This window comes from Sulfurovum aggregans (assembly GCF_055385215.1).
This window is the reverse complement of the sequence record NZ_AP042387.1, coordinates 788,208-813,918: the sequence shown is the minus strand read 5'-3', so window position 1 is coordinate 813,918 and position 25,711 is coordinate 788,208. Positions and strand designations below refer to the sequence as shown.

The 25,711-nt window shown below is 38.9% G+C and carries 19 protein-coding genes and 1 riboswitch; of the genes, 8 read left to right on the top strand and 11 right to left on the bottom strand.

Annotated elements, in window-relative coordinates:
- Window positions 1–171 precede the first annotated feature (171 nt).
- Together ACZ48W_RS04015 and ACZ48W_RS04010 are read left to right on the top strand one after the other, a co-directional pair.
- The gene (locus ACZ48W_RS04015) at window positions 172–396 is read left to right on the top strand and encodes a hypothetical protein (protein ID WP_464830047.1); all 225 of its coding nucleotides are present in this window, start codon (window positions 172–174) and stop codon (window positions 394–396) included.
- The gene (locus tag ACZ48W_RS04010; protein WP_464830046.1) at window positions 383–640 is read left to right on the top strand and encodes a type II toxin-antitoxin system RelE family toxin; all 258 of its coding nucleotides are present in this window, start codon (window positions 383–385) and stop codon (window positions 638–640) included. Before ACZ48W_RS04015 ends, ACZ48W_RS04010 begins: the two co-directional genes overlap by 14 nt.
- Window positions 641–749: 109 nt before the next feature.
- On the opposite strand, the gene hpf is transcribed toward ACZ48W_RS04010, so the two are convergent.
- The 5 genes from hpf to ACZ48W_RS03985 form a co-directional block, all read right to left on the bottom strand.
- The gene (hpf, locus tag ACZ48W_RS04005; protein ID WP_464830045.1) at window positions 750–1,283 is read right to left on the bottom strand and encodes a ribosome hibernation-promoting factor, HPF/YfiA family; all 534 of its coding nucleotides are present in this window, start codon (window positions 1,281–1,283) and stop codon (window positions 750–752) included.
- Between the two features lie 133 nt (window positions 1,284–1,416).
- Entirely contained in the window at window positions 1,417–1,929 is a 513-nt protein-coding gene (locus ACZ48W_RS04000) for a type II secretion system protein (protein WP_464830044.1), read from the bottom strand.
- Window positions 1,926–2,906, bottom strand: a complete 981-nt coding sequence (locus ACZ48W_RS03995) for a type II secretion system protein (protein WP_464830043.1) — start codon at window positions 2,904–2,906, stop codon at window positions 1,926–1,928. The genes ACZ48W_RS04000 and ACZ48W_RS03995 overlap by 4 nt, the downstream gene beginning before the upstream one ends.
- Before the next feature lie 14 nt (window positions 2,907–2,920).
- Window positions 2,921–3,709, bottom strand: a complete 789-nt coding sequence (locus ACZ48W_RS03990) for a type II secretion system protein (RefSeq protein ID WP_464830042.1) — start codon at window positions 3,707–3,709, stop codon at window positions 2,921–2,923.
- A complete protein-coding gene (locus ACZ48W_RS03985) occupies window positions 3,706–8,787 on the bottom strand; it encodes an Ig domain-containing protein (protein WP_464830041.1) in 5,082 nt (1,693 codons plus the stop codon). The genes ACZ48W_RS03990 and ACZ48W_RS03985 overlap by 4 nt, the downstream gene beginning before the upstream one ends.
- A gap of 291 nt (window positions 8,788–9,078) precedes the next feature.
- On the opposite strand from ACZ48W_RS03985, the gene ACZ48W_RS03980 reads away from it, so the two are divergent.
- The 3 genes from ACZ48W_RS03980 to lon all read left to right on the top strand — a co-directional run bounded on the left by ACZ48W_RS03980 (window position 9,079) and on the right by lon (window position 13,105).
- Window positions 9,079–9,741 carry a prepilin-type N-terminal cleavage/methylation domain-containing protein gene (locus tag ACZ48W_RS03980; RefSeq protein WP_464830040.1) on the top strand — a complete coding sequence of 221 codons (663 nt, stop codon included), beginning with the start codon at window positions 9,079–9,081 and terminating at the stop codon, window positions 9,739–9,741.
- A 117-nt stretch (window positions 9,742–9,858) separates the two neighbouring features.
- Window positions 9,859–10,506, top strand: a complete 648-nt coding sequence (locus tag ACZ48W_RS03975) for an outer membrane protein assembly factor BamD (RefSeq protein WP_464830039.1) — start codon at window positions 9,859–9,861, stop codon at window positions 10,504–10,506.
- Window positions 10,507–10,684: 178 nt separating this feature from the next.
- Window positions 10,685–13,105 (top strand): endopeptidase La, encoded by a 2,421-nt coding sequence (gene lon / locus ACZ48W_RS03970; protein WP_464830038.1) that lies wholly within the window; start codon window positions 10,685–10,687, stop codon window positions 13,103–13,105.
- A 112-nt stretch (window positions 13,106–13,217) separates the two neighbouring features.
- On the opposite strand, the gene ACZ48W_RS03965 is transcribed toward lon, so the two are convergent.
- The 6 genes from ACZ48W_RS03965 to ACZ48W_RS03940 form a co-directional block, all read right to left on the bottom strand.
- Window positions 13,218–13,586: a response regulator gene (locus ACZ48W_RS03965; protein ID WP_464830037.1), complete on the bottom strand. Its 369-nt coding sequence runs from the start codon at window positions 13,584–13,586 to the stop codon at window positions 13,218–13,220.
- Window positions 13,587–13,591: 5 nt separating this feature from the next.
- On the bottom strand, window positions 13,592–16,684 hold the full coding sequence (locus tag ACZ48W_RS03960; RefSeq protein WP_464830036.1) for an ATP-binding protein: 3,093 nt from the start codon (window positions 16,682–16,684) through the stop codon (window positions 13,592–13,594).
- A gap of 102 nt (window positions 16,685–16,786) precedes the next feature.
- Window positions 16,787–17,998: a hypothetical protein gene (locus ACZ48W_RS03955; protein WP_464830035.1), complete on the bottom strand. Its 1,212-nt coding sequence runs from the start codon at window positions 17,996–17,998 to the stop codon at window positions 16,787–16,789.
- An 18-nt stretch (window positions 17,999–18,016) separates the two neighbouring features.
- On the bottom strand, window positions 18,017–18,430 hold the full coding sequence (locus ACZ48W_RS03950) for a PAS domain-containing protein (RefSeq protein WP_464830034.1): 414 nt from the start codon (window positions 18,428–18,430) through the stop codon (window positions 18,017–18,019).
- Between the two features lie 77 nt (window positions 18,431–18,507).
- Window positions 18,508–18,582: riboswitch (cyclic di-GMP riboswitch) on the bottom strand.
- Window positions 18,583–18,726: 144 nt separating this feature from the next.
- Window positions 18,727–20,517 (bottom strand): excinuclease ABC subunit UvrC, encoded by a 1,791-nt coding sequence (gene uvrC / locus ACZ48W_RS03945; RefSeq protein WP_464830033.1) that lies wholly within the window; start codon window positions 20,515–20,517, stop codon window positions 18,727–18,729.
- The gene (locus tag ACZ48W_RS03940; protein ID WP_464830032.1) at window positions 20,505–20,948 is read right to left on the bottom strand and encodes a DciA family protein; all 444 of its coding nucleotides are present in this window, start codon (window positions 20,946–20,948) and stop codon (window positions 20,505–20,507) included. Before ACZ48W_RS03940 ends, uvrC begins: the two co-directional genes overlap by 13 nt.
- 134 nt (window positions 20,949–21,082) lie before the next feature.
- On the opposite strand from ACZ48W_RS03940, the gene ACZ48W_RS03935 reads away from it, so the two are divergent.
- From ACZ48W_RS03935 to guaA, 3 genes are all read left to right on the top strand, one after another.
- Window positions 21,083–22,531 (top strand): L-aspartate oxidase, encoded by a 1,449-nt coding sequence (locus ACZ48W_RS03935; RefSeq protein WP_464830031.1) that lies wholly within the window; start codon window positions 21,083–21,085, stop codon window positions 22,529–22,531.
- 44 nt (window positions 22,532–22,575) lie between these two features.
- A complete protein-coding gene (gene nhaD, locus ACZ48W_RS03930) occupies window positions 22,576–23,892 on the top strand; it encodes a sodium:proton antiporter NhaD (protein ID WP_464830030.1) in 1,317 nt (438 codons plus the stop codon).
- Between the two features lie 151 nt (window positions 23,893–24,043).
- Window positions 24,044–25,585, top strand: coding sequence for a glutamine-hydrolyzing GMP synthase (guaA, locus tag ACZ48W_RS03925; RefSeq protein WP_464830029.1), 1,542 nt, complete (start codon window positions 24,044–24,046; stop codon window positions 25,583–25,585).
- Window positions 25,586–25,711 lie beyond the last annotated feature (126 nt).

Genomic DNA, 25,711 nt, shown 5'->3' with positions numbered 1-25,711 from the left:
ATTGAAATAGAAATCTTTGTATTTGTGCTATGCTCGTATTTATGGGGTTTGTGTAAAACTTGCACCCCAAGGGCATTTCCTGCGGGCAGTCGCACGCGTAGGTTCGATGATGGTATTATTTACATCTTTACATCATTATGCTATAATGCTAATATAAATAAAGGAGATGTTATGTCAGTACGAACAACTGTAACTTTTGATGATGATATTCTTAAACTTCTAAAACTAAAGGCCATAGAGACATCACACTCTGTTTCTGAATTAATAAATGAATTAGTGATAGACTCTTTCAGGGAAGATAGTGAAGACCTTAAAGTATTTGATGAGAGGACAAATGAAGAGAATATCTCATTTGAAAGTTTTATGAAAAAGTTAGAGGCAGATGGTAAATTATAAAATTGAGATCAAAAAGAGTGCTGCTAAAGAGATAGAGAAGCTTCCAAAAATACTTTTGAGGCGGATACTTAACAAGATTCAATCTCTTGGCAGCGAACCTAGGCCCAGTGGCTGCAAAAAGCTTACTGCCGATGAAAAGTATAGGGTAAGAGTAGGTAATTACAGAATTTTATATAGTATAGAGGATGATAAATTAGTAGTTTATATAGTAAAAGTAAGACATCGTAAAAAAGTTTATGACTGATAAGCAAATGATTTATGTTAAATTCAGGGGTGCACTTCGACAAGCTTAGTGACCGAACTATCTCGGTAGTTGAACTATGTCAAAGTACGGTGGCTGAGCCTGTCGAAGCCTAATATAGTCCGAATTTTCCATCAGCCCTTTTATACATGACCCTCATAAGGCCTTCTTGATCATTGAATACAATGAACTGTCTTTTTTTCTCGGCTTTAAGTGCCTCAATCGCTTCATCAAAGTCAAGTGGTTTATGAAGTTCCAGATCCATAGGTACGATCTCTACTTCATCTGCCTCCAGCTCTGTAACTGCTTCTGCTTCTACACCCAGATCTTTAAAGCTCATAATTCTATGCCCTTTGATCTTATCGGCAAATCTTCTTAAACTTTTTTTAACTCTTTCTATCGCAAGATCGATGGCAGCATATACATCTTTGTCCACCTGGGTGATGACAATAGTATTTTTATCTTTCAGATTCACGATGAATTCTACAGTAAAACCCTTTTTCCCATTTTTCTCATTGGCTGAAATGATCGTACTTCCTGATATAATATCGAGGTTATATTTCTTCAATCCCTCCAATGCAGCATCCGCATATGCTTTGATGGTATCAGTCAGTTCAAAATGTCTTCCTGTAATACTTTTATTCATGATAAATCCTTTAATTATAAGATATGGATATCAGATATCCATACTTAATTGTAACTTAAGAAACTTAATAAAGGGTAAATGATAGAGTAAAAGGCAGCAGTAGGGTAAATGATAAAAAGAATTTCTCTTTTTATCATATTTTCTGAAGGGATCGTCTTCGATAGGTGATCCAATGTGTAGGGGAATCAGGATCTTTATATTGGACATAGACATCAACAATGATACCTGCCATGGCATCACTTGCAGAGGTATTGTTGTAATTTGTAACAATAAGGGTATTGCTGTGTGTGGTACTGTCATTGAGTTTTCTGGATTCTGAACATGGAAGGCCATTGCCCAGATAATAGATACGGGTCATGACATTATAGCCGCTTGCAACAGATGTCGGTGTTGTACCGGGTACCAACCCTTTGACTACCCCATCAATATCTTGGACACAGGTCCCGGTTGCATTCCTGTCATGGTTTATTACTGCCATGACAGCCAGTTCAGTATAGCTTCTGGCCAGTAGTGCAGCCTGTTCCTGACGATATTGGGCAGTACTCTCCTGTGTGACCTTGCCTGACAGATTAAGTATGAATGCTGCTATGGATGCCATGATGACTATTACGAATATAGCCGTGATCAATGAAAATGCTTTTCTCATAATACGATCGCCTTTTCTTTGCAGACGGTGATATTGAAATCTTCACCGATATTCTCCTGTGCACAGAGTTTGAATCTGAAAGTTTTTCCGGATTCAGCAAATTTGAATACGGTGACATTTGTAATGATCACAGATTGTTCTCCCGGAGAAGAACTGCAATTTGTTCCGCTTAAGCGCTCACCTGCCCATGGCTGATAGTTATAAAAAAGTTTCAGATCATAATGGTTGTTTCCTCTGTCCTGAGGACAGATAGCATAAGCACTCCAGGCCAATTTATAATGCTCCGAGATCACTTTATCATTCAGTGCAGACCCCGGGGTCTGAAAGGTAAGTGTTTCGGCAGCCGAGGAACCTACTGTAGATATACAGCTTGTATCACTGGAAACCAGTCCCATACAGCCTGTACCGTCAGGTCGCAATACCTCATAGGTTTTTTTGGTACTTGCAGTAGAATTATACTCATATCTATTATCGCTGACCCTAAAGAAAATAGCCGGATATTGTGCTCCCGAAAGTGAAACTTCACTGTTGGAGAGATTGGAGATGATGGTATTGGCAAGGGTAAGATTGGAACCGGGTGTTTTGATAGCGGTCTGGGTAGAAGCATCTACATCACAAAAACCGTTCCAGGGAGGAGGTGTTGAAGCACTTAACCCGTCGTAGTCCGTACCGATCCATTCCAAAAGAGTATGGGTGTAGTCAGATGCATTTGTTGCATCTGTAACAAGCACATTGTCAGACAGATTATTCGGGTTTCTTGCTAATGTTGTGCCTGGCATCCTTATCCTGTAGCTGAGCAGGTTTGCAATCTGCTGTGCAGCAAGTTCTGTTTTTAAACTGACACGGTGTGTTGCACGCTGAAGAAGATAATGTTCATATACATTCGCGATGATGGATGAACCGATGGAAGCAACGATCCCAAGGATCACAATGACCATGATCAGTTCTAGAAGGGTAAATGCTTTTTTCTTTTGCAAGGTATCTCCTGTTCTCATAGAGTGGACTCGTTATTATAGAGTTCCCGTTTAGGTGCACCGATGTTGCACATAAAGGAACTGAGTATGATCTGTTTATCATTGATCTCACTGGATGGGTTGGATGATGTCAGTGTAACCGTGATCAGCTTGATATTGGTTGTATTGGCGGTAATAATATTTCTGAAAGGATTGGAAAAATCTATATCTTGATCATACCCTCCGGCAGAAGCTCCTCCCCCAACAAGCCTGGGAGTGTCATCTCCATAGTAGACCTGTGATGTGATTGTAATGTTCTGATCAAGATAGTCACCCTGTGCAGTTGTATAGGTTTCTCCCTGATAGATACTTACTTTATAGGATTTGTTGTTATAATCATCAATATCATCATAAAAAGTACCTTCAGCCCCTTCCGTACCGAGTGTAGTACTGGCTGAGAAAAATGTACTTGAAGAGCTGAGTCCGGTACAGTATCTTCCGCTTGAACTGGTGACGCCGACAGGATGGGGAGTAGTACAGTTGCTGATGGCAGTACTGGTTGTCCCCGTCTGCAGTACAGGGGATCCTTCAGTACTGTTGGTATCGGCATCATCCCACTCTGCAGTCATGATCATGTTGATCTGTGTTGCTGCTGCTGCTATGGATTCCTGCTGCAGAGCCACATAGGTACTTTTGCTGGAACGGTCTATGAGCATAGGAGCACTCATGAGAACAAGACCCATAATGACGATCGAAAAGACAAGTTCTACCATGGCGATCGCTTTACGTTTTTTGTTCAGGTTGGGTAATATATCTATCTTTCTCACCAATTGATCCTTTCACTTGATCCGACACTAGGTTCTGTTTCAATGACATGGCCTGTCTGGCCCTCACCTTTCCATTTGAGCCCCTGTGTGAGAAAATGAATAATGAATTCCGGCAAGCCGTTCTTGGAAACATCCGGATTGTATTTCAGCCATTCATCAGGAGTGATCACGAACACCGGGTGTACCGGCCGGCCGGCAAGAGGATGTGAAAGAGTGATAGATGAAGTTGATCCATTGCTGTCAAACGTAATATTGTTCAGTGGATTGGAACCGCTAATACTTACTGTTGTTACCGATGTGGCTAGACTGTCGACCTGACCGTCTCCGGAGGATGAAAGGTGGTTCTCCATACGATACCATCCTCCGCCTCCCGAAAGTGATTCTTCCGGACTTGCAGATAATCCTGACAGCAGAGAACAGGTGATATTGGCATCATCTCTACAGAAGGTATCAACTTTTAATGCAGTAGAAATAGAGAGGTCATATACCTGGCTGCCGTCTATATCACCGGTAGGAGAGACTTCTGCAAAATAGAAATAACGCTGCTGGTCGATCGTCAAGTTCCCATCAGGTACATAATCTGAAAGCATATCTGCATTTGAAGTTGCATTCGGAGAAGCTGCATGAAGCATGGAGAAGTTAACATCGATCGGATTGACAAGTTCTGCATATGGTTTTTCAAAATTAAAATAGAGATCGACCTCTGCACTTCCGTTAATATCCAATGTATTGGAGAAGTTTGCTTTTGTCAAACTTGAGTTGATGTCAGTGCTGGTACGGTTGTTCTGTACGGTAAATGTATCTGTAATGTCTTTGATCCCTTGCTGGAAGTAGATAGATGATCCATCTTCCCCAAGGATAATGTTCTCTTGAGGTATCATTGTACGGTCTATCCATAAGACAACATCTTCGGCGGCACATGTATCTGTAAAGTTGGACAATACAGTCCCTTCTTTCCCTTCTGCTGTAATATTTCCTTCCAGTTTGACAGCCATAACATCACTCTTGTTCAGATCATTCATATAGAGATATGAATTACTTGTATTAGGCCGGGTATAAAAGGCAATGCTGCTGAGATCGAATTGATAAGGCTTGAACGAGATATTGATGTCCACATATTCGTCACCGGCAGGAAGATCGGAGTTTATACGGCAGCCATATTTATCGGCACTGATGTCGGATCCTCCGTCTCCAATTATACAGTCATTACATGCAGCGCTGTCTGAATTCTCACAATCAGTGTCAAAAAGTGTCTTATACGGATTGTTACTTGCCTGATCTACTTTAGTCCAGGTGTTGTCCTGTATCCATAGATGATAATCCCCCACATTGTTATGTGAAAGGTTGAAATCCTGAATACTACCGTTTGAGAATATAAGACCCAATGAAGTATGGTTGGTATCATTACATCCAACTGTGTTGTCAGCAAATTCGATGAGTGCTATATCGGAAATATTGTCACTAGGTACAGTAGTCAGGGTGCTGGCATGGAAATTATCATTGTAGTAACCTATGGCAACTGCATCATTAAGATCTTTGGTTGCATAGGCTTGCATAAGATATTTATACTCCGCTGCCAAAGCTGCATTGTTTGACGGTACTGAGGTTTGATCATTTTTGATCAGATGCAGTTTGGTACTACTGTATTCCCCTTCCGGTCCTGCATCATAGACATTGATACGATAGCTCTCCGGCCTAATAGCGAAATTGTCCCTGGAGCAAATTGGTTTTGCAAAGTAACTTCTAAGACAATTATAGCAAGTGCTGTTCTCATTAGTACCGTTTACAGTGTTACATGCGATACTACAGTATCCATTTGTATCAAATTTCTGGAAATACTCTTCATAAATTTGTCTAAAACCTGCACCATCTGTTCTTTCAAACATATGTGGAATGACTGTATCGTTCTCATCTGTCATTATCCACATCCTGAAGGCAGTATTCTTAATAGCATATGTGTTTGAGAAATCATCTGCAAGTGTGACAGGAACTCTACTTTTGTTTTCAAAATGTACAAAAGTACTGTGTCCAAATCCTCCAAATATTATGTCTGGATTCGGATTGGCACACTTCAGAAAAGAGGTATTGTCGTCAAAGGCAGAAGCATCAATGAGTTCCACATCAACAGTCATGTTGTTAACAGGTAATTCTTTAGTATATTTATCTGTTAGAGAATCTTTTTCATAACTTACGACTGAATAGTCAAAATCCCGTCCCGCAATTTGTGTATAGAGGGAATAGCGATCTGTATCATTATTGATAACAGGGTTTTCTTCAGTATGTCTTTCAACATTAAAATTGAGCCATACCGGATTATAAATCAATGACTGTTCACATTGTTGGATAGGAAGGATTTGTGAAACCGGTCCTGATCCATAATCAACGGTTGTGTTGAGCTCGATAGTGAAACTTGCCTCAAATCTTGATGCATTGGTATCTGTGACAGTATAGTTAAATTGTGAATAATATCGTTCAAAAGGGCCAATTACTCCACCGGTATGTGGATCTCTGTTTTTACCAATAGCTATTTCCGGACGGTATGAAGTTGAATTGTCTGTAACGATAGTAGGTAAGAGAACATTGGAGTTTGTCGGAGAATAAAATGCAGAAGTCGGGTCGAAAAGTACATGTCCCTGTCTTTCATGCATCAAGATGGCTATAGCTGAAGTATTGAGGTCAAAGTCACTTTCAAGACTTCTAATGGCAATATTCATTCTTAAAGTTTCACCGGCAATAAAAGTACTGTTTATGTCCAAACCTTGTGAAGAAATAGTATAGTTGTCCCGTTTCGCTACATAGTCATAACAAAGATTAGGCTTATAAAGTTCTGCAGAGAATGCCATCATACTTGGTGTAATATAGTCATGTGTTGAACTCAAACCTATATAGACGGTATTAATGTCTCTGTCTGTATCACGATAGGCAGTCATGATAGAAGAGACATTATAATTTTCAATGTCGATACCATTGTTGTTTCCTGTCATCTCATTGTTGTTCCCGCTATCACGGTCTATATTGGCCAAAATAGCATCAAAGATATTATCAGGATCAGTCGCATCCGGCATTGTCTTTGGATAGGACAGGTCTGAATTCTTACTCATGATCATGCGGTCATATTTACCGGACGGAGTACCGTATATATACTCTCCTTCACCTGCAAAAGCAGCAAACTGGGCGTTTACCTCACCCGAGTTAGGAAGTTTGAACCCGGATATCTCAACTGGCGGAGGCGCAAAGCCATTATATACTTTTGTATATCCGTTATAGATAGAAATATTTCGTGGTTTGGCATCATCGCCACTTTCTTTATAGATTACGACAACCGACCATCCTGCATAATCCCCTGTACTAGATTGTCGACCTTCATTTGCAGTAATGTTGGCTATGGTAATGGTGTGTTTCCCTGCTGCAAGATTTTTATCTTGGAGTAATGCAGTGATATCTGTATAAGCTGCATAATATCCTCCGCTGTCTCCAAACACTTTGTCATAATAGAAGGTAGCTGCCTGTAATGGTGTATAGTTCGTATCATTATCAATACGAATTAATACTTTATTCCCCTCTGTATTCTCAAGATCGATATCTTCATCCTCTGTGATATACTTATATTGGATCACATCATTCTGAAGATAAGCTCTTCTTTGTTTATAGCTTAAATCATTATTGATAGCACCTTGCCAAAATAAACCGGCCCATACAATACCTAGACCATCTTCCTGACTATAGTTATCGGGAAGAGTAAAGTTGGAAGATGTTGAATTCCAGGTCACAGTACCGATCCCACTATTGCCATCAATATCAATATATTTTGCCATATAGTTGTTATCATTGTAGTCATGGCTGTTCTGGCAGGTTCCTTCATAAGAATTCAATTCATATGAAGTACCGCTTTTTTCGGTAATACACTCCACTGTATTTCCCAATATTGCATAATTGCCAACTATGTTCTGTGTGTTGGCAGGATTGATGAGTGTGAAGTCCACTATACCATTGTAAAAATCTGTTTCATTTGTAATAGTAATGTCAAATTCACGAATATTTGACCATCCGTCATCGTCTTTGGCTGAGACTGATACGGTAGCAGTTTCTATTGCAGTAGGTGTACCGCTGATACGACCGGTGGTGGTATTGAAGCTCAGCCCTGCGGGAAGTGTACCGGTGAGCAGGTATTCTTCTATGGGATCCCCTTCTGTCAATGTGACATAATCGGAGATATCAAGGATATAAAAAACATTGAGCCTGGGAGTTTGATCCGGGACAGGATCCATGATCGGAGGTGTAGGTGGGGGAACGACCACAGTGAGATCAAAATCGTCAATATTGGATGTTCCGTCTTTATCGGTTGCAGAAGCTGATAGATGAAATGTACCTCCGGCACTTGGAATACCGCTTATGAGACCAGTAGTTGAGTTAAAATCCAATCCGGCAGGCAAAGTACCTGTAAGAGTATATGATAAAATAGGATCCCCATCCGTCGGGGTCACATAAGTTGATAGTGATAAGGAATAGTCAACCCCGATTGTTGCATTTTGGTCAGGGATATCCCCCATGACCGGAGGTGTAGTGACATCAGGTACAAAATCGATATAAAGAGTAAAATTTCCATAATTAAAACGGTTAAAATTGTATAGATATATTTTGTAGACAGTTCCTTCGGTAACATTATAGGACATAGAAATATTATTAGTATATTCATAGTCATTTGTTAGTATAGTTGAACAATCAGCGTTATATAACTCGCTATCCGTATCAGTATCGGCATCTGTGGTATAGATATGAACAGTACCCTTGGATGGTGCAGTAAATTGATATACATAATAACGTCCGTTTGTTCCCCACCCAGTTCCCCACCTGTAAGCTAAAGTAACAGATGTAATGGAAGGAACGTCAATACTCTCAGCGCTCTCACATGAATCCCCTATATCAGCATTAAGTGAAAGCGGAATGATCAAAAGTATACTCAACAAGGTAGTTTTCCATCGGGTTTTTAGTATATGCTTTTTAGTTTTTGCAACGTAAAATGATGCAACTGTCAATTGGAATGTAATGAGCTTGAGAAACGAATGAAATATTTTCATTATTCTACACCTTTCATGCCGGTATTTTACCGGTAAAATCGTATATCTTCAAAAGATGACATAAGTGTATACCTTATGACCAATGCTTCTGTTTAATTTTTTGACAAGCTATTCCTTGACAGCGAGTCTTATGGTTTAAAGTGCAACATGTTTATACTAAATAGTATCATATTTAAGATAAAACAGATATAAAATCCTCCCTAATTTTATCTGTTGAAGTGATAAAATAAATGCCTGAAAAAATTTATGTTATAATCGTAGCAGTAAAGTTCAAGTTAGGATATTTTAAATATGAAGCATAAAGCATTTACCCTGTTGGAATTGGTATTCGTCATTGTCGTGTTGGGTATTCTCGCAGCATTGGCGATACCGAGAATGGATCGTGATGTCCGACAGGAAGCAGCGGATAACATTCTTTCGGCAATACGCTATACACAACATATGGCATTGATGGATGATGTAACTGATCCTCGATATAATGACTGGCAACAGGCATTTTGGACTTTTGGGTTTGAAGCTTGCAGTGACAATGGTGCTTTTTATTATATTGCTTCTGACAAAGACAGAGCAGGTGATTTTGATGCAGGAGAAGAAGCAGTTGATCCGGTAAACGGACTTTCGCTAATGGGTCAGAACGGACAGCCTTGTGAATCTGATATTTCAGGACAGACTGGAGCCTCTCCCAATATTTTTATTACCAAAAAGTTCGGTATTTCAGATGGAAACTATGTCTGGAGCGGTGGATGCAGCGGAACAGCGAACTATATCGGTTTTGATCATCTTGGAAGGCCGCATAGAGGATATGCTAACTCTTCTTCACCGGATTATTCGAGTATTTTAACAAGTGATTGTAACTTGACTTTAACCTTTGATTCTTCCAATATTCCCCCGCTGGTTATAACCATAGAAAAACAGACTGGACATGCATTTATTGTAGGGCAGCCTGACTCATAAGTAGGGTTCCGGTATTATCCTGCTACGAAATTTATCAAATGTGCCTGAAGCTAATACGCTTCTTACATACTTTGAGCTATGATATTAATGATTAATATTATAACAATGAGGTAAGATATGAATTTTAAAAAGAGTATGTTAACAGGAATTGCTTTGGCATTTTTGTTCTCAGCGTGTGGAAATAAAGACGAAGTTGCAGAATTCAATAAGCCGGCGCTTTACTGGTATAAGCAGATAGGAAGCAGTATCAGCAATGGAAATTTGGATAAAGCAGATGCATATTATATCTCTTTGAAAAGTGAACATATGCGTTCACCGCTTATGCAAACTGCTATCATGATGCTTGCCCATGCACATATGAATCAGGAAGAGTATCTTTTGGCGAACTATTATCTTGACGAGTATAACAAACGTTTCGGTGACAGCCAAAATCGTGAATATATAGAATTTATGAAGCTGAAAGCATCGTTCCTGGGAGTAAAAGATGTTTATAAGGATCAAAAGCTTATTATGGACAGTATAAAAGATGCAAATAAATATCTTATGAGATACCCGGGCTCAGTCTATACGCCGCTTGTCAACACCATTCTTATAAGACTGCATATGAGCCAATATTTGCTTAATGAAAATATAGCAGCTTTGTATGAACGTATAGATAAACCGGATGCAGCAAAAATCTATAGAGAGAAAAATGAAGGTTCTGTAGTTGAAATGACTGATATCACCCCGCCTGAAAAGGGGATCGTTGGTAAGATATTTGATTAAAACATATAGTTACTTTTTTCTTATGTCATCTCACCTGAGATAGAATATTGGAAAGAAGAAAAACTAAAACCGGAACCTGATTGCTGTGGGTTCGTCTTTTTCTTCAGAGGAGGAACCGGCCCATACCTATGCTGCAAAAATAAAACTAAATAATTTTATATAAACAAAGGAATAAACCATGCAACTCAGTGATTACGATGCATTTCCCACTATACTACCTATTGTTGTCGAGGATGAGCTTTTTCTTTATCCTTTTATGATAAGTCCTATCTTTCTGACCAATCAAAAAGACATAGATGCCGCGACAGATGCAATGGAAAACAACTCTTTGCTTTTTGTAACCTCTTCTATGGCAGGGAAAGAGGGCAGTCGTGATTTTGATGCGATGTATAAAGTCGGAGTAGTCGGTTCCATTATGCGAAAAGTACATATTCCTGATGGCAGAGTCAAAATCCTTTTTCAGGGACTTGCACGCGGGAAGATCATAGAACCGCAGGAGGGTGAGTTCAATCGTGCTGTGATAGATATAGTGAAACCCGATAGTTATAACAAACTGAAAACAGATGCTTTGATGGATATCTTGCGTGATAAAATAAAAACACTCTCTTCTTTAAACAGTCATTTCCCTGCAGACCTTGTACGTACGATCGAAGAGAATGATGAACCGAATCGTATAGCAGACCTTGTCTCTTCTATGTTGAAACTGGATAAAGAGGTAGCTTATACACTCTATATAGAACCAAATATCGAAAAAAGACTCCTTGGACTGATAGATGTGGTGACTTCCGAGATAGAATCTGCCAAAGTACAAAGAGAGATACGTACAAAAGTACATACCAAAATAGAGCAGACCAATAAAGAATATTTCTTGAAAGAACAGCTCAAAGAGATACAGCATGAGTTGGGTATGGATACACAGCGCGAAGAGGAGATCGCTACTTTCAGGGAAAAAGTAGAAGCACTTAAACCGCATATGCAGGAAGATGCCTATAAAGAGATAAAAAAGCAGTTAGACCGTTTTGCACGTATGCATCCGGACAGTGCGGAAGCAAATGTTCTGCAGAGTTATCTTGAATGGGTACTTGAATTGCCTTTTGGAAAATTAACTAAAAAAAGTTTAAGTGTTCATGAGGTATCAGCAGAACTTGACAAAGACCATTACTCTTTGGAAAAACCAAAAGAACGTATTGTAGAGTTTTTCTCTGTACGTGAACTGGCAATGCTCCGTGGGGTAAAACAAAAAGAAGTAGGAGGCGTGATACTCTGTTTTGCAGGACCTCCTGGTGTAGGTAAGACTTCATTGGCAAATTCCATAGCAAAAGCATTGGGCAGGCCTCTTGTGCGTATGGCCCTTGGTGGCCTTGAAGATGTCAATGAACTGAGAGGGCACAGACGGACCTATGTAGGAGCAATGCCCGGAAGACTTGTACAGGGATTGATAGAAGCCAAAAGCATGGATCCTGTTATTGTTTTGGATGAGATAGACAAAGTGGGGCGCAGTATGAGGGGTGATCCTACTGCTGCACTTTTAGAGATACTTGATCCTGAACAGAACAGTAAGTATCGTGATTATTATCTGAACTTCAACATTGATCTCAGCAAAGCGATCTTTATTGCGACAGCAAATGATGTAGGACGTATACCTGCACCACTGCGTGACAGAATGGAGTTCATAGGACTCAACAGTTATACTCCCAAAGAGAAGTTTGAGATAGCAAGGCGTTATCTCATTCCTCAGGAACTTAAAAAACATGCTTTGAAACGCAGAGAACTTTCTATCACCGATAAAGCATTGAAAGTATTGATAGATGAATATACCAGAGAGGCAGGAGTAAGAAATTTACGCCGTAAGATAGCTGGGTTGATGCGTAAAAGTGCACGTATATTACTGGAAGACAAAAGCAAAGACAGAATAGCTATCACAAAGAAAAATTTAGAGACATTCACGGATAAAAAAGTATTTGAAATCTCATTAGTCGATAAAGAACCGCAAGTAGGTGTGGTGAGTGGACTTGCATGGACTGCTGTAGGCGGTGATGTCCTGACCATAGAAGCCATTAAGATCAAAGGCAAGGGTGCTTTACAGTTGACTGGAAGCCTGGGTGATGTAATGAAAGAATCTGTCCGTATTGCACATTCTGTGGTCAAAATATTGATAGATGAAAAAAAGTTGGCTATTTCTCCTTCAGTCATACCCCATACCTTCAAAGAAAGAGAAGAACATATCAGTATAGATCCCAGTGAAGTCTATAAACGCTATGATCTTCATATTCATGTTCCTGAGGGGGCAACACCGAAAGACGGCCCGAGTGCAGGGATCACGATGGTAAGTGCTATTGCTTCTATTTTAAGTGAACAGAAAATAGACAATAAAGTTGCTATGACCGGTGAAGTGACCCTGACAGGGAAAGTACTTCCTATCGGGGGATTGAAAGAGAAACTTATTGCAGCATATAAAGCAGGAGTATGCAAAGCACTTATCCCTATGAAGAATTATGAACGTGACCTGGATGATATACCTGAGGAAGTTACAAAACATATTGAGATCATAGGTGTCTCTCATGTAGATGAGGTATTGAAAGAGGTGTTTATGAAGTAACAGGCAGAGTAAGGAGCAGGTAAGGTTTGCATTTTTTCAAAAATATTGAGAAAAGAGTTAATAAGTTTATAAAACTATATTAAATTTGCTACCTGCTACCTGCTACCTGCTATTATTGTGACCATTGTGCAATTTTGGAGGAGAGTGTATCTTCTTTTACAGGTTTTCTTAAAAAATCATTTGCTCCGTTATCGAATACTTCAGTCTTTCTTGTGTCATCAGTTGAAAGTACTATGACCGGAATATGGGAATTTTTCATATCAGATCTAAATATCTTTAAAAACTCGATTCCGTCAACGATTGGCATCATAATATCCAATAAAATAAGATTGATATCAGGATCTTTCTTTATTTTATCTAAAGCATCTGAGCCGTTCTCCGCTTCTACCATATCTGTTACACTGGGATTCTTTTTTAAAAGAGTCTGTAGTAATTTTCTGTTGATGAAATCATCATCAACGATTAATACTTTTAATGCCATGTACTTTATCCTCTATGTTTTTTAATAATATCTTGAATATTTTCTTTTGAATTTTCCGACGTGATTATAACGAGATCATCATTAGTTTGACTACTGATATTCTCTGTAATAAGATCCGCATCGCTGAAAAGTATATCATATTCACCTGATGCAAGTTCATTTTCAAGAGTACTGATATCTTCCAGGATCTTATAGTCATAGCCCAGATTTTCAAGTACTTTTGCCAAGACCCTTCTTTCCAAAAGAAACTTTTTCGCAATCAGGATCTTTTTCTCTTCAGATTGTTCCAGAGGAATTTCATCAAGAGGTATCTCTACTTCTTCATTTTCAGTCTCAAGATAAATTGGTTCATCTATGTCCAAAAGAACTTCAGAAACAGCTTCTTTCTGAATATCTGTACTTTCTTCAGGGATCTCTTCCTGCTCTTCCGGAGAAACAGTTTTTGCCTTGGCTGATAAAAATTTATTCAATACATAAAGTAATTCACTTGTCTCAATAGGTTTCGTGATATACTCATCCATTCCTTCTCCAAGGAATCTCTCTCTGTCCCCTTTGAGAGCATTTGCTGTTAATGCAACAATAGGAACATGAGTTAGCTCTTCATCTTCTTCATAATCAAGTATTTCATGAGTAGCTTCAATTCCATCCATCACAGGCATCTGAATATCCATAAAGAGAAGATCATAGTCATTGTTTCTGCGTTTTTCAAAACATTCAAGTCCGTTATTTGCCAGATCAACAGTGATACCATGTTCTTCCAAAATACGTTTAATCAGTTTCTGGTTAATAATATTGTCTTCGGTAACCAAAACTTTTGCATCGAATTTCGTTGCCTGGACTGCTTGGGCTTCATCAATAAGCTGAGGAGTTGTATTTGCACTTTTACTCAGTATAGTCTTGAGTTTTGACAGGGTAACAGGTTTAAAGATCACATTTTCCGGGTCTATACCCATCTCTTCGATCTTATTACGGCTGGTTACATTTGCCATAACGATAAGTTTTGATCTATCAATATTGGCAACCGCATCTATAATATTCTGTTTGGCTTTATCGATATCGATCCAGTAACTTTTACATATATTCTGGTCATTCAACTCTTTAAGATCACCGACAGATTCAAAATGTTTGACTGAAGGACCGAAATAGTTAAAGTATTTTTCCAAATAAGTGTCAAGTTTTGTCGGGATCTCCTGTTGATACTTGCCGATGGTCATATCTGTAAAGGCATTTGCATAATTCATATCGGTAGATGTAACTTCTTCCAATGGTAAGCTAAAGTAGAAAGTAGTACCATGGTCTTTCGTACTTTCAAGCTCAAGTTTACCGCCCATAAGTTCAACGAATTGACTGGAAATAGTAAGCCCAAGGCCTGTACCACCGTATTTTCTGGTAACAGAAACATCTGCTTGCGAGAATGCATCGAAAATACGTGCCTGCTGCTCTTTTGTCATTCCTATACCATTATCCTGTACAGAGAATTTAATTTTAGGATTTGCATCGTTTTCAGTTTGTACTTTTTCGATCTCAAGATTGATGGTTCCGCCATAACTTGTAAATTTAATAGCATTACTGAGAAGATTAATAATAATCTCTTTGATCTTGGTCGGATCACCTTTGAGTTTTGTACTGATGGCCGGATCCATATAGAAGTTAAGGTCGATATTCTTCTCAGCAGCAGCAACTGCATAGGTTTCCACGGCACTTTCAAATTCTTCTGAAGCATCAAATACGATATTTTCAATTTCAATTTTGTTACTTTCGATCTTTGAAAGGTCAAGAATATTATTGATAATGCTTAACAGGTTTTCAGAACTTTTGTCAATAATGGAAAGAAATTCATCTTGTTCAGGAGTAAGTTCTGTGCTTCTCAGAAGTTCTGTAAATCCGACGATACCGTTTAGCGGAGTACGGATCTCATGTGACATATTTGCAAGGAAGAGTGATTTGGCTTCATTGGCTTGAAGTGCTGTGAGTTTATCTTCTTTTGCCGTGTCTACAAGTGTTTCCAGGAATTTATAGGCTTCTTTTGTCCCCTCATGCGTATCGAGATCAATATTTTCGATGGAAGCGGTATCTGAAGAGAGATACTGATCACTGCTTTTCATCTCATCTACGGCCTTATTCAATACATCTTCAAGCTCTTTAATGTTTCTTGTAATATCTCGTGTAGTTGTATATCCAAGATAGGCCAGAATAAAACTCAATAACCAGATAGCTGTGGCAATGGCAAGAAGGAAAAGTTGCTTTTGGAGGAACATATCACTTTTTTCCCATAAAGCATTGGAAACAATAAGTTCTGCTTTGTCAAAAAGTGATATTTTCTGTGTTTGAAGTGTAAACCAGTCTATAGGCTCTTCAGCATAGTCACCGTTGTCGACATCGGTTTGAATGGCAGATGAAGTTTCTGCAAGTTCTGTCAGCATCTCTCTGGCCTTAGGTGTCGTAAGGACCTGTTCCAACTGCTGTCGCAATTTTGTATTTGTTACTTGCTTAAGATCAAAGATATTTGCTTTTGTCTTAAATTCATCCCACAGTGCGATCTCATCAAAGGACATAGATGCTTTTTTGGTCATATAATATGCAATGAATCCTTTTTCCAGGCCGGCATTCTCTTTGAGTGTATAAAGTTGGGAGAGAGTTGAGATCAGGGAAGATATCTCTGTATCCAGTGCAAAATTCTTGACTTGCAGAAGATTATCAAGAATGGGGTTGGAGATCTTTTTTGTATATTCATCAAAAAAGACCTTTTTAAAATCTGCATCAGTATTATCCACCTCTTTTCTGATAGACGGAAGTATGCTGATATTTGCTAAAAGGGCCTGATACCTATTTTTATCAAGATAGTTATTTCCTCCCAGCAGTTTCAAAAGAAGAGGGGTATAGCTTGTGTCTTTTATGGCCAACTCTGTTTTTAGCATTTGAAGAGAATTGTCTGTATTCTGTCTCTGTTTTTTCAACAAATCTGAAAAGTCTTTCCTGTCACCTCCCAAATAGAGTGCAGTCAGGCCACGCTCTTTACCGACTTGAGTAAGCGATTGGCTGAGCTTTGCATTATTGCTTAAGACAGTCTTTAATGCATGGGCTTTTTCAAAATTCAAGTATGAAGTTATAAAGAAATAACTTGATAGTAAAATAAGAAGTAAAATCGGCACTAGTCCAATTAGTTTAAGTCTGTTACGTATAGTCATTGTCTATTCCTTTTATTTTGATGTAAGATTCATTTGTCTTTCAAGAGATAAGAAGTGTCCCCAGTAATGTTTGATCAAATTTTCCATTTTACTGATATCTTCACAAAACTGTATCTCATAAAGTGTATCAGCAAGAGGGTCGATACGCAGATTGCTGGCAGCACCTTTAAGCAGATGGCCTATTTTTTGTATACTTTTCAAATCGCCTTTTTCATAAGCCTGTAACATTTTTTTTGTCTCTTCATGTGCCTGTTTGATGAAATCATATACAAATTCTTCAATAAGTTCCACAGGAAGACTTAACTCTCTTGCAGCCTCTTCAAGTTGGAAATCAAAGTGAATAGGTTTGATATCGGAAAGATCGATACTGCTGAAATATTTGATTGCTGTATCGGATTCAGTTTCAGTTTCTTCCTTCTCTGTTTCCGGGAGGGAAGTACTCAGCCTGGCAAGTGTTGCATAAAATGATTCTATATACTCGTCCTGATCCCCTGCAGAAGCATTTTCGATTTGTGTTACTATTTCGGTGATTACAGGAAGATGTAACACATTTGAAAGATGAGAAAGCATATGGATCGCATTAAAACGTTTCTTTTCATCTGTGCTTTGAAGATCTTTTTCAAAAGAGAGAGCTGTATCGATATATTCATTTAAAAAAGTATTGTAGTCTTCAGGTGTAATACCTATTTCCCTACTGATATTTTCGACATCGATATAAATAGGAGACGTATCTTTTTCTGTATCGGGTATTTCATGTATTTCATCATCAGGTGTGTGAGGCAGAATAAGATCAAAAAGTTCGTTATTGTTTTCATTCTCCTTTTCGGCAGTTTCTATAGCCGGAAGCACTTCGGAAGGGATATCATTTACGGTCTCCTCCTGAGTCTCAGGCATGATAAGATCAAAAAGTTTTTTCTCATGATACATATCATCTGTTTCAGGAGTATCATCAGCTAAAAGTTCTGATTTTTCAGAAGAGGGTTGGAGTTGAATTAAAGTAATGTTTCCAAGTATACCTGAGAGGGTATGGCTCTCAGCATGATAAGTCTCTTCATTCTGAACTGTGGTGACCGTGATCTTCCCATCTTCTGTTAATGAAGAGAAGGTAATATTTTCTAAAGCGATTCCTCTATAAAGTCCATCTATGTTTTCTACTCCAAGTATAGCTAACAGCATAGAATCAATAGCAATGATCTGATTGTTTTCATTGGTGATATAGTACATGATATGAATAACTCCTTCTTAATTGTTTTCTTGTTCTGTCAAGTTTCTGTAAATAGGTATGCTTTCTGCAATTTCTGTTGCTGTGGCAGGCCTTCTGGCAGCACTGTAACCGGTGATTTCGCCATTTGTTTCAATAGGTGCAATATGTGAATATACCCAGTAATACCTACCGTCTTTACGAAGATTTTTAACGATCCCTGTCCATTCTTTTCCTGCTTTTATTGTATCCCATAATTCCTGGAAAGCTGCCTTGGGCATATCAGGATGTCTCACAATATTGTGGTTTTTCCCTGTAAGTTCATTTTTAGTATAGCCTGCAACTTCACAGAATTTTCTGTTGGCATAAGTAATAATGCCTTTGAGATCCGTAGAACTTACTATCAACCCTTGTTCAAATTTGTATTCTTCATCAATTGGATCAGGTTTGTTCATAATGTTCTCTTATCCTTTTTTAATTTTATTAAGAAGGAAGTGCAGTACGTAGTAGACTTGAAAGTAATAGAGTTTACTATGGTAACCTGGCAATCTACATGAGACCCATGGTTTTCTGTCCCCACTTCACAATGAGTTTAGCTTTTTAACTTAGAGTTGTAAATTATATTATGTCCTTTAAATTTAAGCCCAAAGAAAATATAACTAACAATCCCATTCTTAAAACCTTATAACAATTAAACTAAAAATAGAATGAATTAAGAAGTTTTTAGTAAAAAATATTAAATAATGTGTGATTATTGATTATTATTTTTAATAATATCTGATATTTTTTTGTTCGTAACTCTTATGATATCTTCCTGTGAAGCATTTTCGATCGCTTCAAAAGTCCCAAAATAATCGATCAACTTTTTGATAGTTGCTTTACCTATACCTTTTTTGTTCAGTAGCGAGATCTGTGTATCCTCTTTACGTTTTTTGTTTTGATGGTATGTAATGGCATAACGGTGTGCCTCATCTCTTTGGCGCTGGATCCAGTGTAGACGTTTGTCATTCGCTTTGAGTTCCATGAGCCCATTGATAGAGTAAATAAGGTCTTTTGCAGCACCTTTGGCACGATGTGCCTTGGCATCAAGTTTTTCTTTGGCGATAGCAATGACATCGAGGTTAACATTTTCTTCTTTGAGAAGCCGTCGTGCAAGGTTTAGGTTCACCTGACCCCCATCGAGTATCCAAAGGTCCGGTGCGGGATGCTCCTTAAAGTCTGCTATGCGTCTGGAGAGCATCTCTTTCATCTGTCCATACTCATCACGTGCATGTAACATATATCGTCTGTAGGAACTTTTATCCCATTTTCCTTCATCCCGGACGACCATCCCCCCAACTGCAGCAACTCCCATCATGTGGGAGTTGTCAAATGTTTCTATACGGTAGGGGATGACAGAAAGATCCAGGAGATCAGCGATCTTCTGTTCCATGACGGTATCACTTTGTTTCCTGCGCAGTAACTCTTCACAATTCTGTAAAGCCAGAGAGACAAGTTTGGCTTTGGCTCCTCTCTGAGGGGTGAGTATGTTGACTTTTTTCTTGAAACGGCTACTGAGTGTCTGTATGACTTGTGGTGCATCTTCAAAGGAGTGAGCTGTAAGTATCTGTTTGCTGATATGGGGTGTGTCAATAGTATAAAACTCTAACAGAGCTTGCTTATAAGCCTCGTTCTCATCAAAAATATGTGTATGCCTAAAGTAAGAGTGTGTAGAAGAGATGATCTTCCCTCCACGCATAAAGAGTTTGACTATGACACCTCTTTCATCTCCGTTCTGTATGGCAAAGATATCAAGATCAAGTTCATTGGCCAAATCAATACTCGAAGAGACGGTAAGAGATGAAATAGCCTGAATGTTGTCCCTTACTGCAGCTGCTTCCTCATATCTTTCCTGTATGGCCAGAGTGGTCATTTTCTCTTCTAATGTAGAGATGAGTTTTTTACGTTTGACAATAGAATTTTTTGCTTCCTTGATGATCTCTCCATAAGCTTGAGGTGTGATCCTTCCTTCACAGGGGGCCAGACATTTCTTGATCTGGTAAAAAAGACAGGCTTTTCCTTCCCTGAGACAAGATTTTTTCTGAACCAAAGGATAGATCTCATACAGTGCATCAAGCAGTGCCTTTCCTCCTGTAGGAAAAGGGCCGTAATAGGTTATATCCTTACCTTTGACTACCTTACGTGTAATTTCAAACCGGGGATAATCTACAGATTCATCAATATAAATGTAAGGGTAGGTTTTGTCATCCCGCAGTAAAATGTTGTATTTTGGTTTCAGTTGCTTGATAAGTGAATTCTCTAAAATAAGTGCATCTTCTTCAGTATCTACAATGATATATTCCAGTTTTTTTGCTTCATGGAGCATTTTTACAATACGTGAACTTTGGCTGGGGTTTGGTCTGAAATCCGGAGTAAAACGCCAGTAGGTTTTCACCCTGTTTCTAAGATTTTTTGCTTTTCCCACATAAAGCAGTTTCCCTTTATCATCAAAATACTGATATACACCCGCAGAATGCGGAAGATTTTGAACTACTGATTGCATTTGATCTGTGCTTTGATCTGTTCAAATTTTTCTTTAAGTGCATCATCGTTACTTTCTATGTTAAAGTCGGAGGATGCCGATTCATGGTAATATGGAACAGTGTCCTCAAGCACTTCTTCCATAACAGGGTGATACTTGCTGTGGAACACTATGACTTTGTCAGCTTTCATTGTCTCACATCCATGACTATGGGTTCTAAGTTGTGTTAATACGCTTTTTAATAAATCTCTATTATAATTAAGTTCCATTTTAAAGCCAGGGTGAGTAACAGCTACAAAAAGTGTATCGTTCTTGATATAAACAAATGCGATAGCTTTTTGCCATTTTGCTCCAAGAAGTGAGATATACCTTTGATAACAATTCTGTTGCTTTAGATATTTAAATTGAGGTTGATTGACAAGATGAGACAAAATCATAGACGCTTTTTTCATGCATTTATTATAACATCTGTTTGCTGTATGGTCATAGTCGGGTGTGGACACAAGACTACTCCTGTATATGAGCCGGACAGTGAGCAGATAGCAGACAGTAAGTAGAAAATTAAAGAAATATATAAAGGATCGGTGTGCAAAAATATGATGTATTGATCATTGGTGCAGGTATTGCGGGGTTGTATGCTGCGATGCAGCTGCCTCAAAGTAAAAAGGTACTGGTTGTCTGTAAGGATATTCCCTGGGAGTGTAATACTTTTTATGCACAGGGAGGAATGGTCACTGCTTTAAACGAAGCTGATATCCCTGTACATGTAAAAGATACTATGGCGGCGGGGGCATATCATAACAATAAAGAAGCAGTGGAAATACTTTCCCGTACATCCATTGAGACCACGGCCGATATCATCACCAAGGGAATGGAATTCGATAAAGATGAAAACGGAAATCTGCTTTATACTAAAGAGGCGGCACATTCGGTAGCACGGATCCTTCATGCCGGAGGTGATGCTACAGGACGTTATATGCATTATTTTATGATGGTACAAAATAAACATCAACTTCAGAAAAATACACTTGTTTATGATCTGCTCATTGAAAATGGTCGATGTTATGGGGTAAAAGCAACGGTTAATTATGAACCGACAACTATTTATGCGGATGATGTGATTATCGCATCGGGGGGTATAGGTTCACTTTATGCCTACAATACAAATTCCCGTACGGTCAGTGCTGATATACATGGTATTTGTGTTGAAAAGGGTATTGAATTGGCAGATATGGAATTTATGCAGTTTCATCCGACTGTATTTGTAGATACGCCATATGCCCGGAAACTTTTGCTTACAGAAGCCCTGAGAGGCGAGGGGGCCCATATTGTAGGAGAAAAAGGAAACCGTTTTCTGTTTGATTATGATGAACGGGGAGAATTGGCCAGTCGTGATATTGTGGCAAGAGGTATTTTCGATTATAAGAAAAAGAGAGGTGAAAATGTATATTTGGATTTTTCTATGTTTGAAGAAAAATGGTTTCATGAACGTTTTCCCAATATCACACGGACCTTTGAGGCTTTGGGATACCATTTTCCAAAAGACAGGGTTTCCATTTCTCCGGCATTTCATTATGCAAATGGCGGTATAAAGTGTGATACCTATGGGTGTATTCCGGGTATGGAAGGGCTTTATGTTATCGGAGAAGCAGCCAGAACCGGAGTGCATGGTGCAAACCGTTTGGCCTCCAATTCTCTGCTTGAAGGAGTGGTTTTTGCAAAACGTGCAGTAGATCATCTCTTGGGTAAAGGCCATCAGGTAGTAAAAACACCTACTTTTGAGAAGGATTATGGTAATATTCTGCACAAAGAAAATGATAAGATATATAAACAGAAACTACGTCAGGTGATGTGGGATGATATAGGGATTATCAGGACCACCAAAGGCTTGCATGAAGCAAAAAACCTTATTTATGATATGAAAAACCATGAGATAGGGCGTTTACTTCAATTGAGACTCAATACGGCTTCAGCCATTGTTGATGCAGCACTTGCAAGAAAAGAGTCTTTGGGGTCTCATTACATAGAGTCGTAAGGCTTACTCTTCTGAGGTACAAAATATAATTATGAAGGATTTGAATGCATGATTTGCACTTGACCACTACATGGGTAGGAATACTCTCTTTGGCTGTTTTTGTCGTAGGATATTATTTTATTGCGACAGAGGACAAATATCGGATCAATAAAGCAAAACCGGCTCTTTTCGCAGGAACCGGTATTTTTATGCTTATTGGTCTTTATTTTGCGATCAACGGGTTGGACGGACATGCCCTTGAAACAGAGGTGGAACACCTTATTGTTGAGATAGCAGGGATATTCTTCTTCCTTTTTGTTGCAATGACCTATATCGAAGCAATGATCGACAGAGGAGTTTTTTCTTTATTACGCTATAATCTTGTCTCTAAGGGGTATACTTATAAAAAACTTTTTTGGGTTACGGGACTTTTGGCATTCTTTATCTCTCCTGTAGCAGATAACCTGACCACTGCACTTATCCTTTCAACCGTATTGATCACAATTGATAAAGAAAACAGGAACTTTCTAGTTCCCGGAGCGATCAATATCGTTGTAGCAGCAAACGCAGGAGGTGCGTGGAGCCCATTCGGAGATATCACGACTTTGATGGTTTGGGTTGACGGAAGAGCCAGTTTTGATGAATTCCTTTATCTTTTCCCAGCTTCTTTTATTGGATGGCTGATTACCGCATTTCTGCTTAGCAATGCTGTTCCGAACGGAAATCCTCCATTTAACACTGATGAGAAGAAAATAGAAATACTTGAAGGTGGAAAGATCATTATAGGACTTTTTGCTTTTACTATTGCAATGGCAGTGGTTTCACACCAGGTATTGCATCTTCCTGCAATGTGGGGAATGATGTTCGGTCTAGCGATTCTGAAACTCTATACGTATCAGTTAAATCAGAGAGGAAGCAAGAACTCAGTGAATGTATTTTCCTGGATAGCCAAGATAGAAAATGATACACTGCTCTTTTTCTTTGGTATATTAGCTGCTGTCGGCGGGCTTCATTTTCTGGGGTTCCTGGAATATTTTACAGCTCTGTATGATCAGTTCGGGCCAACAGCGGTCAATATAGGAGTTGGATTTATCTCCGCAGTGATCGACAATGTTCCGGTAATGTCGGCAGTTTTGAAAGCTGATCCGAATATGGGTACAGGGATAGAGATCCAGGAACAATGGATGCTTGTTACGTTAACTGCAGGGGTTGGTGGATCATTGATCTCTTTTGGTTCTGCTGCAGGTGTTGGAGTAATGGGTAAACTTCACGGTATTTATACTTTTGCATCACATATGAAATATGCATGGACCGTACTGGTAGGATATATTGTTTCTGTTGCTATCTGGTATCTACAGTTCAGTATATTACATATAGGATAGATATTGGCAAATAAAGTCAACTCTGCGGATTTTTAATGTTTAGATATATTTATAATTTGTAGGGTTGGCTTCAGCCGACACCTAAAATAATTATTTATATGAGTAAGTTTTTAATAAAAAACTTACTCATATAAATACAAGGAAATAACTTATGAAACAAGTACCTATCTTAGTCTTGGATTTTGGTTCACAATATACACAGCTTATTGCAAGAAAACTCAGAGAATCAGGTGTGTACACTGAAGTCGTGCCTTATCGTGAGAGTATTGAAGATATCAAAGCAAGAAAACCTCAGGGAATCATCCTCTCAGGAGGTCCGGCATCGGTTTATGCCGAAGATGCGTATAAGCCGGATGAAGGTATATGGGATCTTGGATTGCCGATTTTGGGTATCTGTTATGGTATGCAACTTATCACACAGCATTTCGGCGGTTCAGTGATTGCTGCAGATCATCACGAGTATGGTAAAGCGAAACTTCATATAGAAAATGAAAATTCTCCTATCTTTAAAGATATAGAACAGGACTCTATTGTGTGGATGAGTCATGGTGACAGAGCAGAGAGACTTCCTGAAGGTTTTGAAGTCATAGGTACAAGTGAGAACTCTCCGTATGCAGCTATAGCTAACCATGATGCAAATATTTATGCTTTTCAGTTTCATCCGGAAGTGCACCACTCAGTTGAGGGCACAAAACTTCTTAAGAACTTTGCAAAATATATTTGCGGATGTGAGAGTACCTGGAACATGGGAAGCTTTGCAAAAGAAAAAATAGCGCAGATCAGAGCACAAGTTGGTGATAAAAAAGTGCTTTGCGGTGTAAGTGGAGGGGTTGACAGTTCAGTTGTAGCTGCGATGCTTAATGAAGCACTTCCTAAAGAGCAACTCATCTGTGTATTTGTAGATCAGGGATTACTGCGTAAAGATGAAGCAGAGCAGGTACAGGATATGTTTAAAATGTTAGATATTCCACTTATTACCATAGATGCGAAAAAAGAGTTTATGGAAGTACTTGCCGGTGTGACTGACCCTGAGACGAAACGTAAAGCCATTGGTGAGAAATTTATTGAAGTATTTGATAAAGAGGCGAGTAAGCATACCGATGTTGCATTTCTTGCACAAGGTACACTTTATACTGATGTAATTGAGTCTGTCTCTGTGAAAGGTCCGTCAAAGACCATCAAGTCACACCATAATGTAGGTGGACTTCCTGATTGGATGACGTTTGAACTGGTTGAGCCTCTAAGAGAGATTTTTAAAGATGAGGTAAGAAAACTGGGTCTTGAGTTAGGTTTACCAAAGGCGATGATAGGCAGACACCCATTCCCTGGACCTGGTCTTGCTATAAGAGTTATGGGTGACGTCAATGAAGAGGCACTTAGATTACTCCGTGAATCAGATGCCATTATGCAAGAAGAGCTCAAAGCCACAGGTTACTATGACAAAGTATGGCAAGCCTTTACTGTACTTCTTAACGTACAGTCAGTAGGTGTTATGGGTGACAATCGTACGTATGACAATACTGTATGTATCCGTATGGTAGAATCAGTAGATGGAATGACGGCTACTTTTGCGCATGTACCGCATGATGTACTTGAGGGGATGAGCCGTAGGATCATTAATGAGATTGATGGAATAAACAGAGTGGTATATGATATATCTTCAAAACCGCCGGCAACCATCGAGTGGGAATAATTTTTTCTATTGATACCATCTTCGAAGGAGTTTGCTCATTGACATACCGATGTGCAAGCTCTTTTTCAACAGTTTTCAAATCTAACATCAGCTAAAAGGGAATAAGTATTCTTTATGCCCTAATTA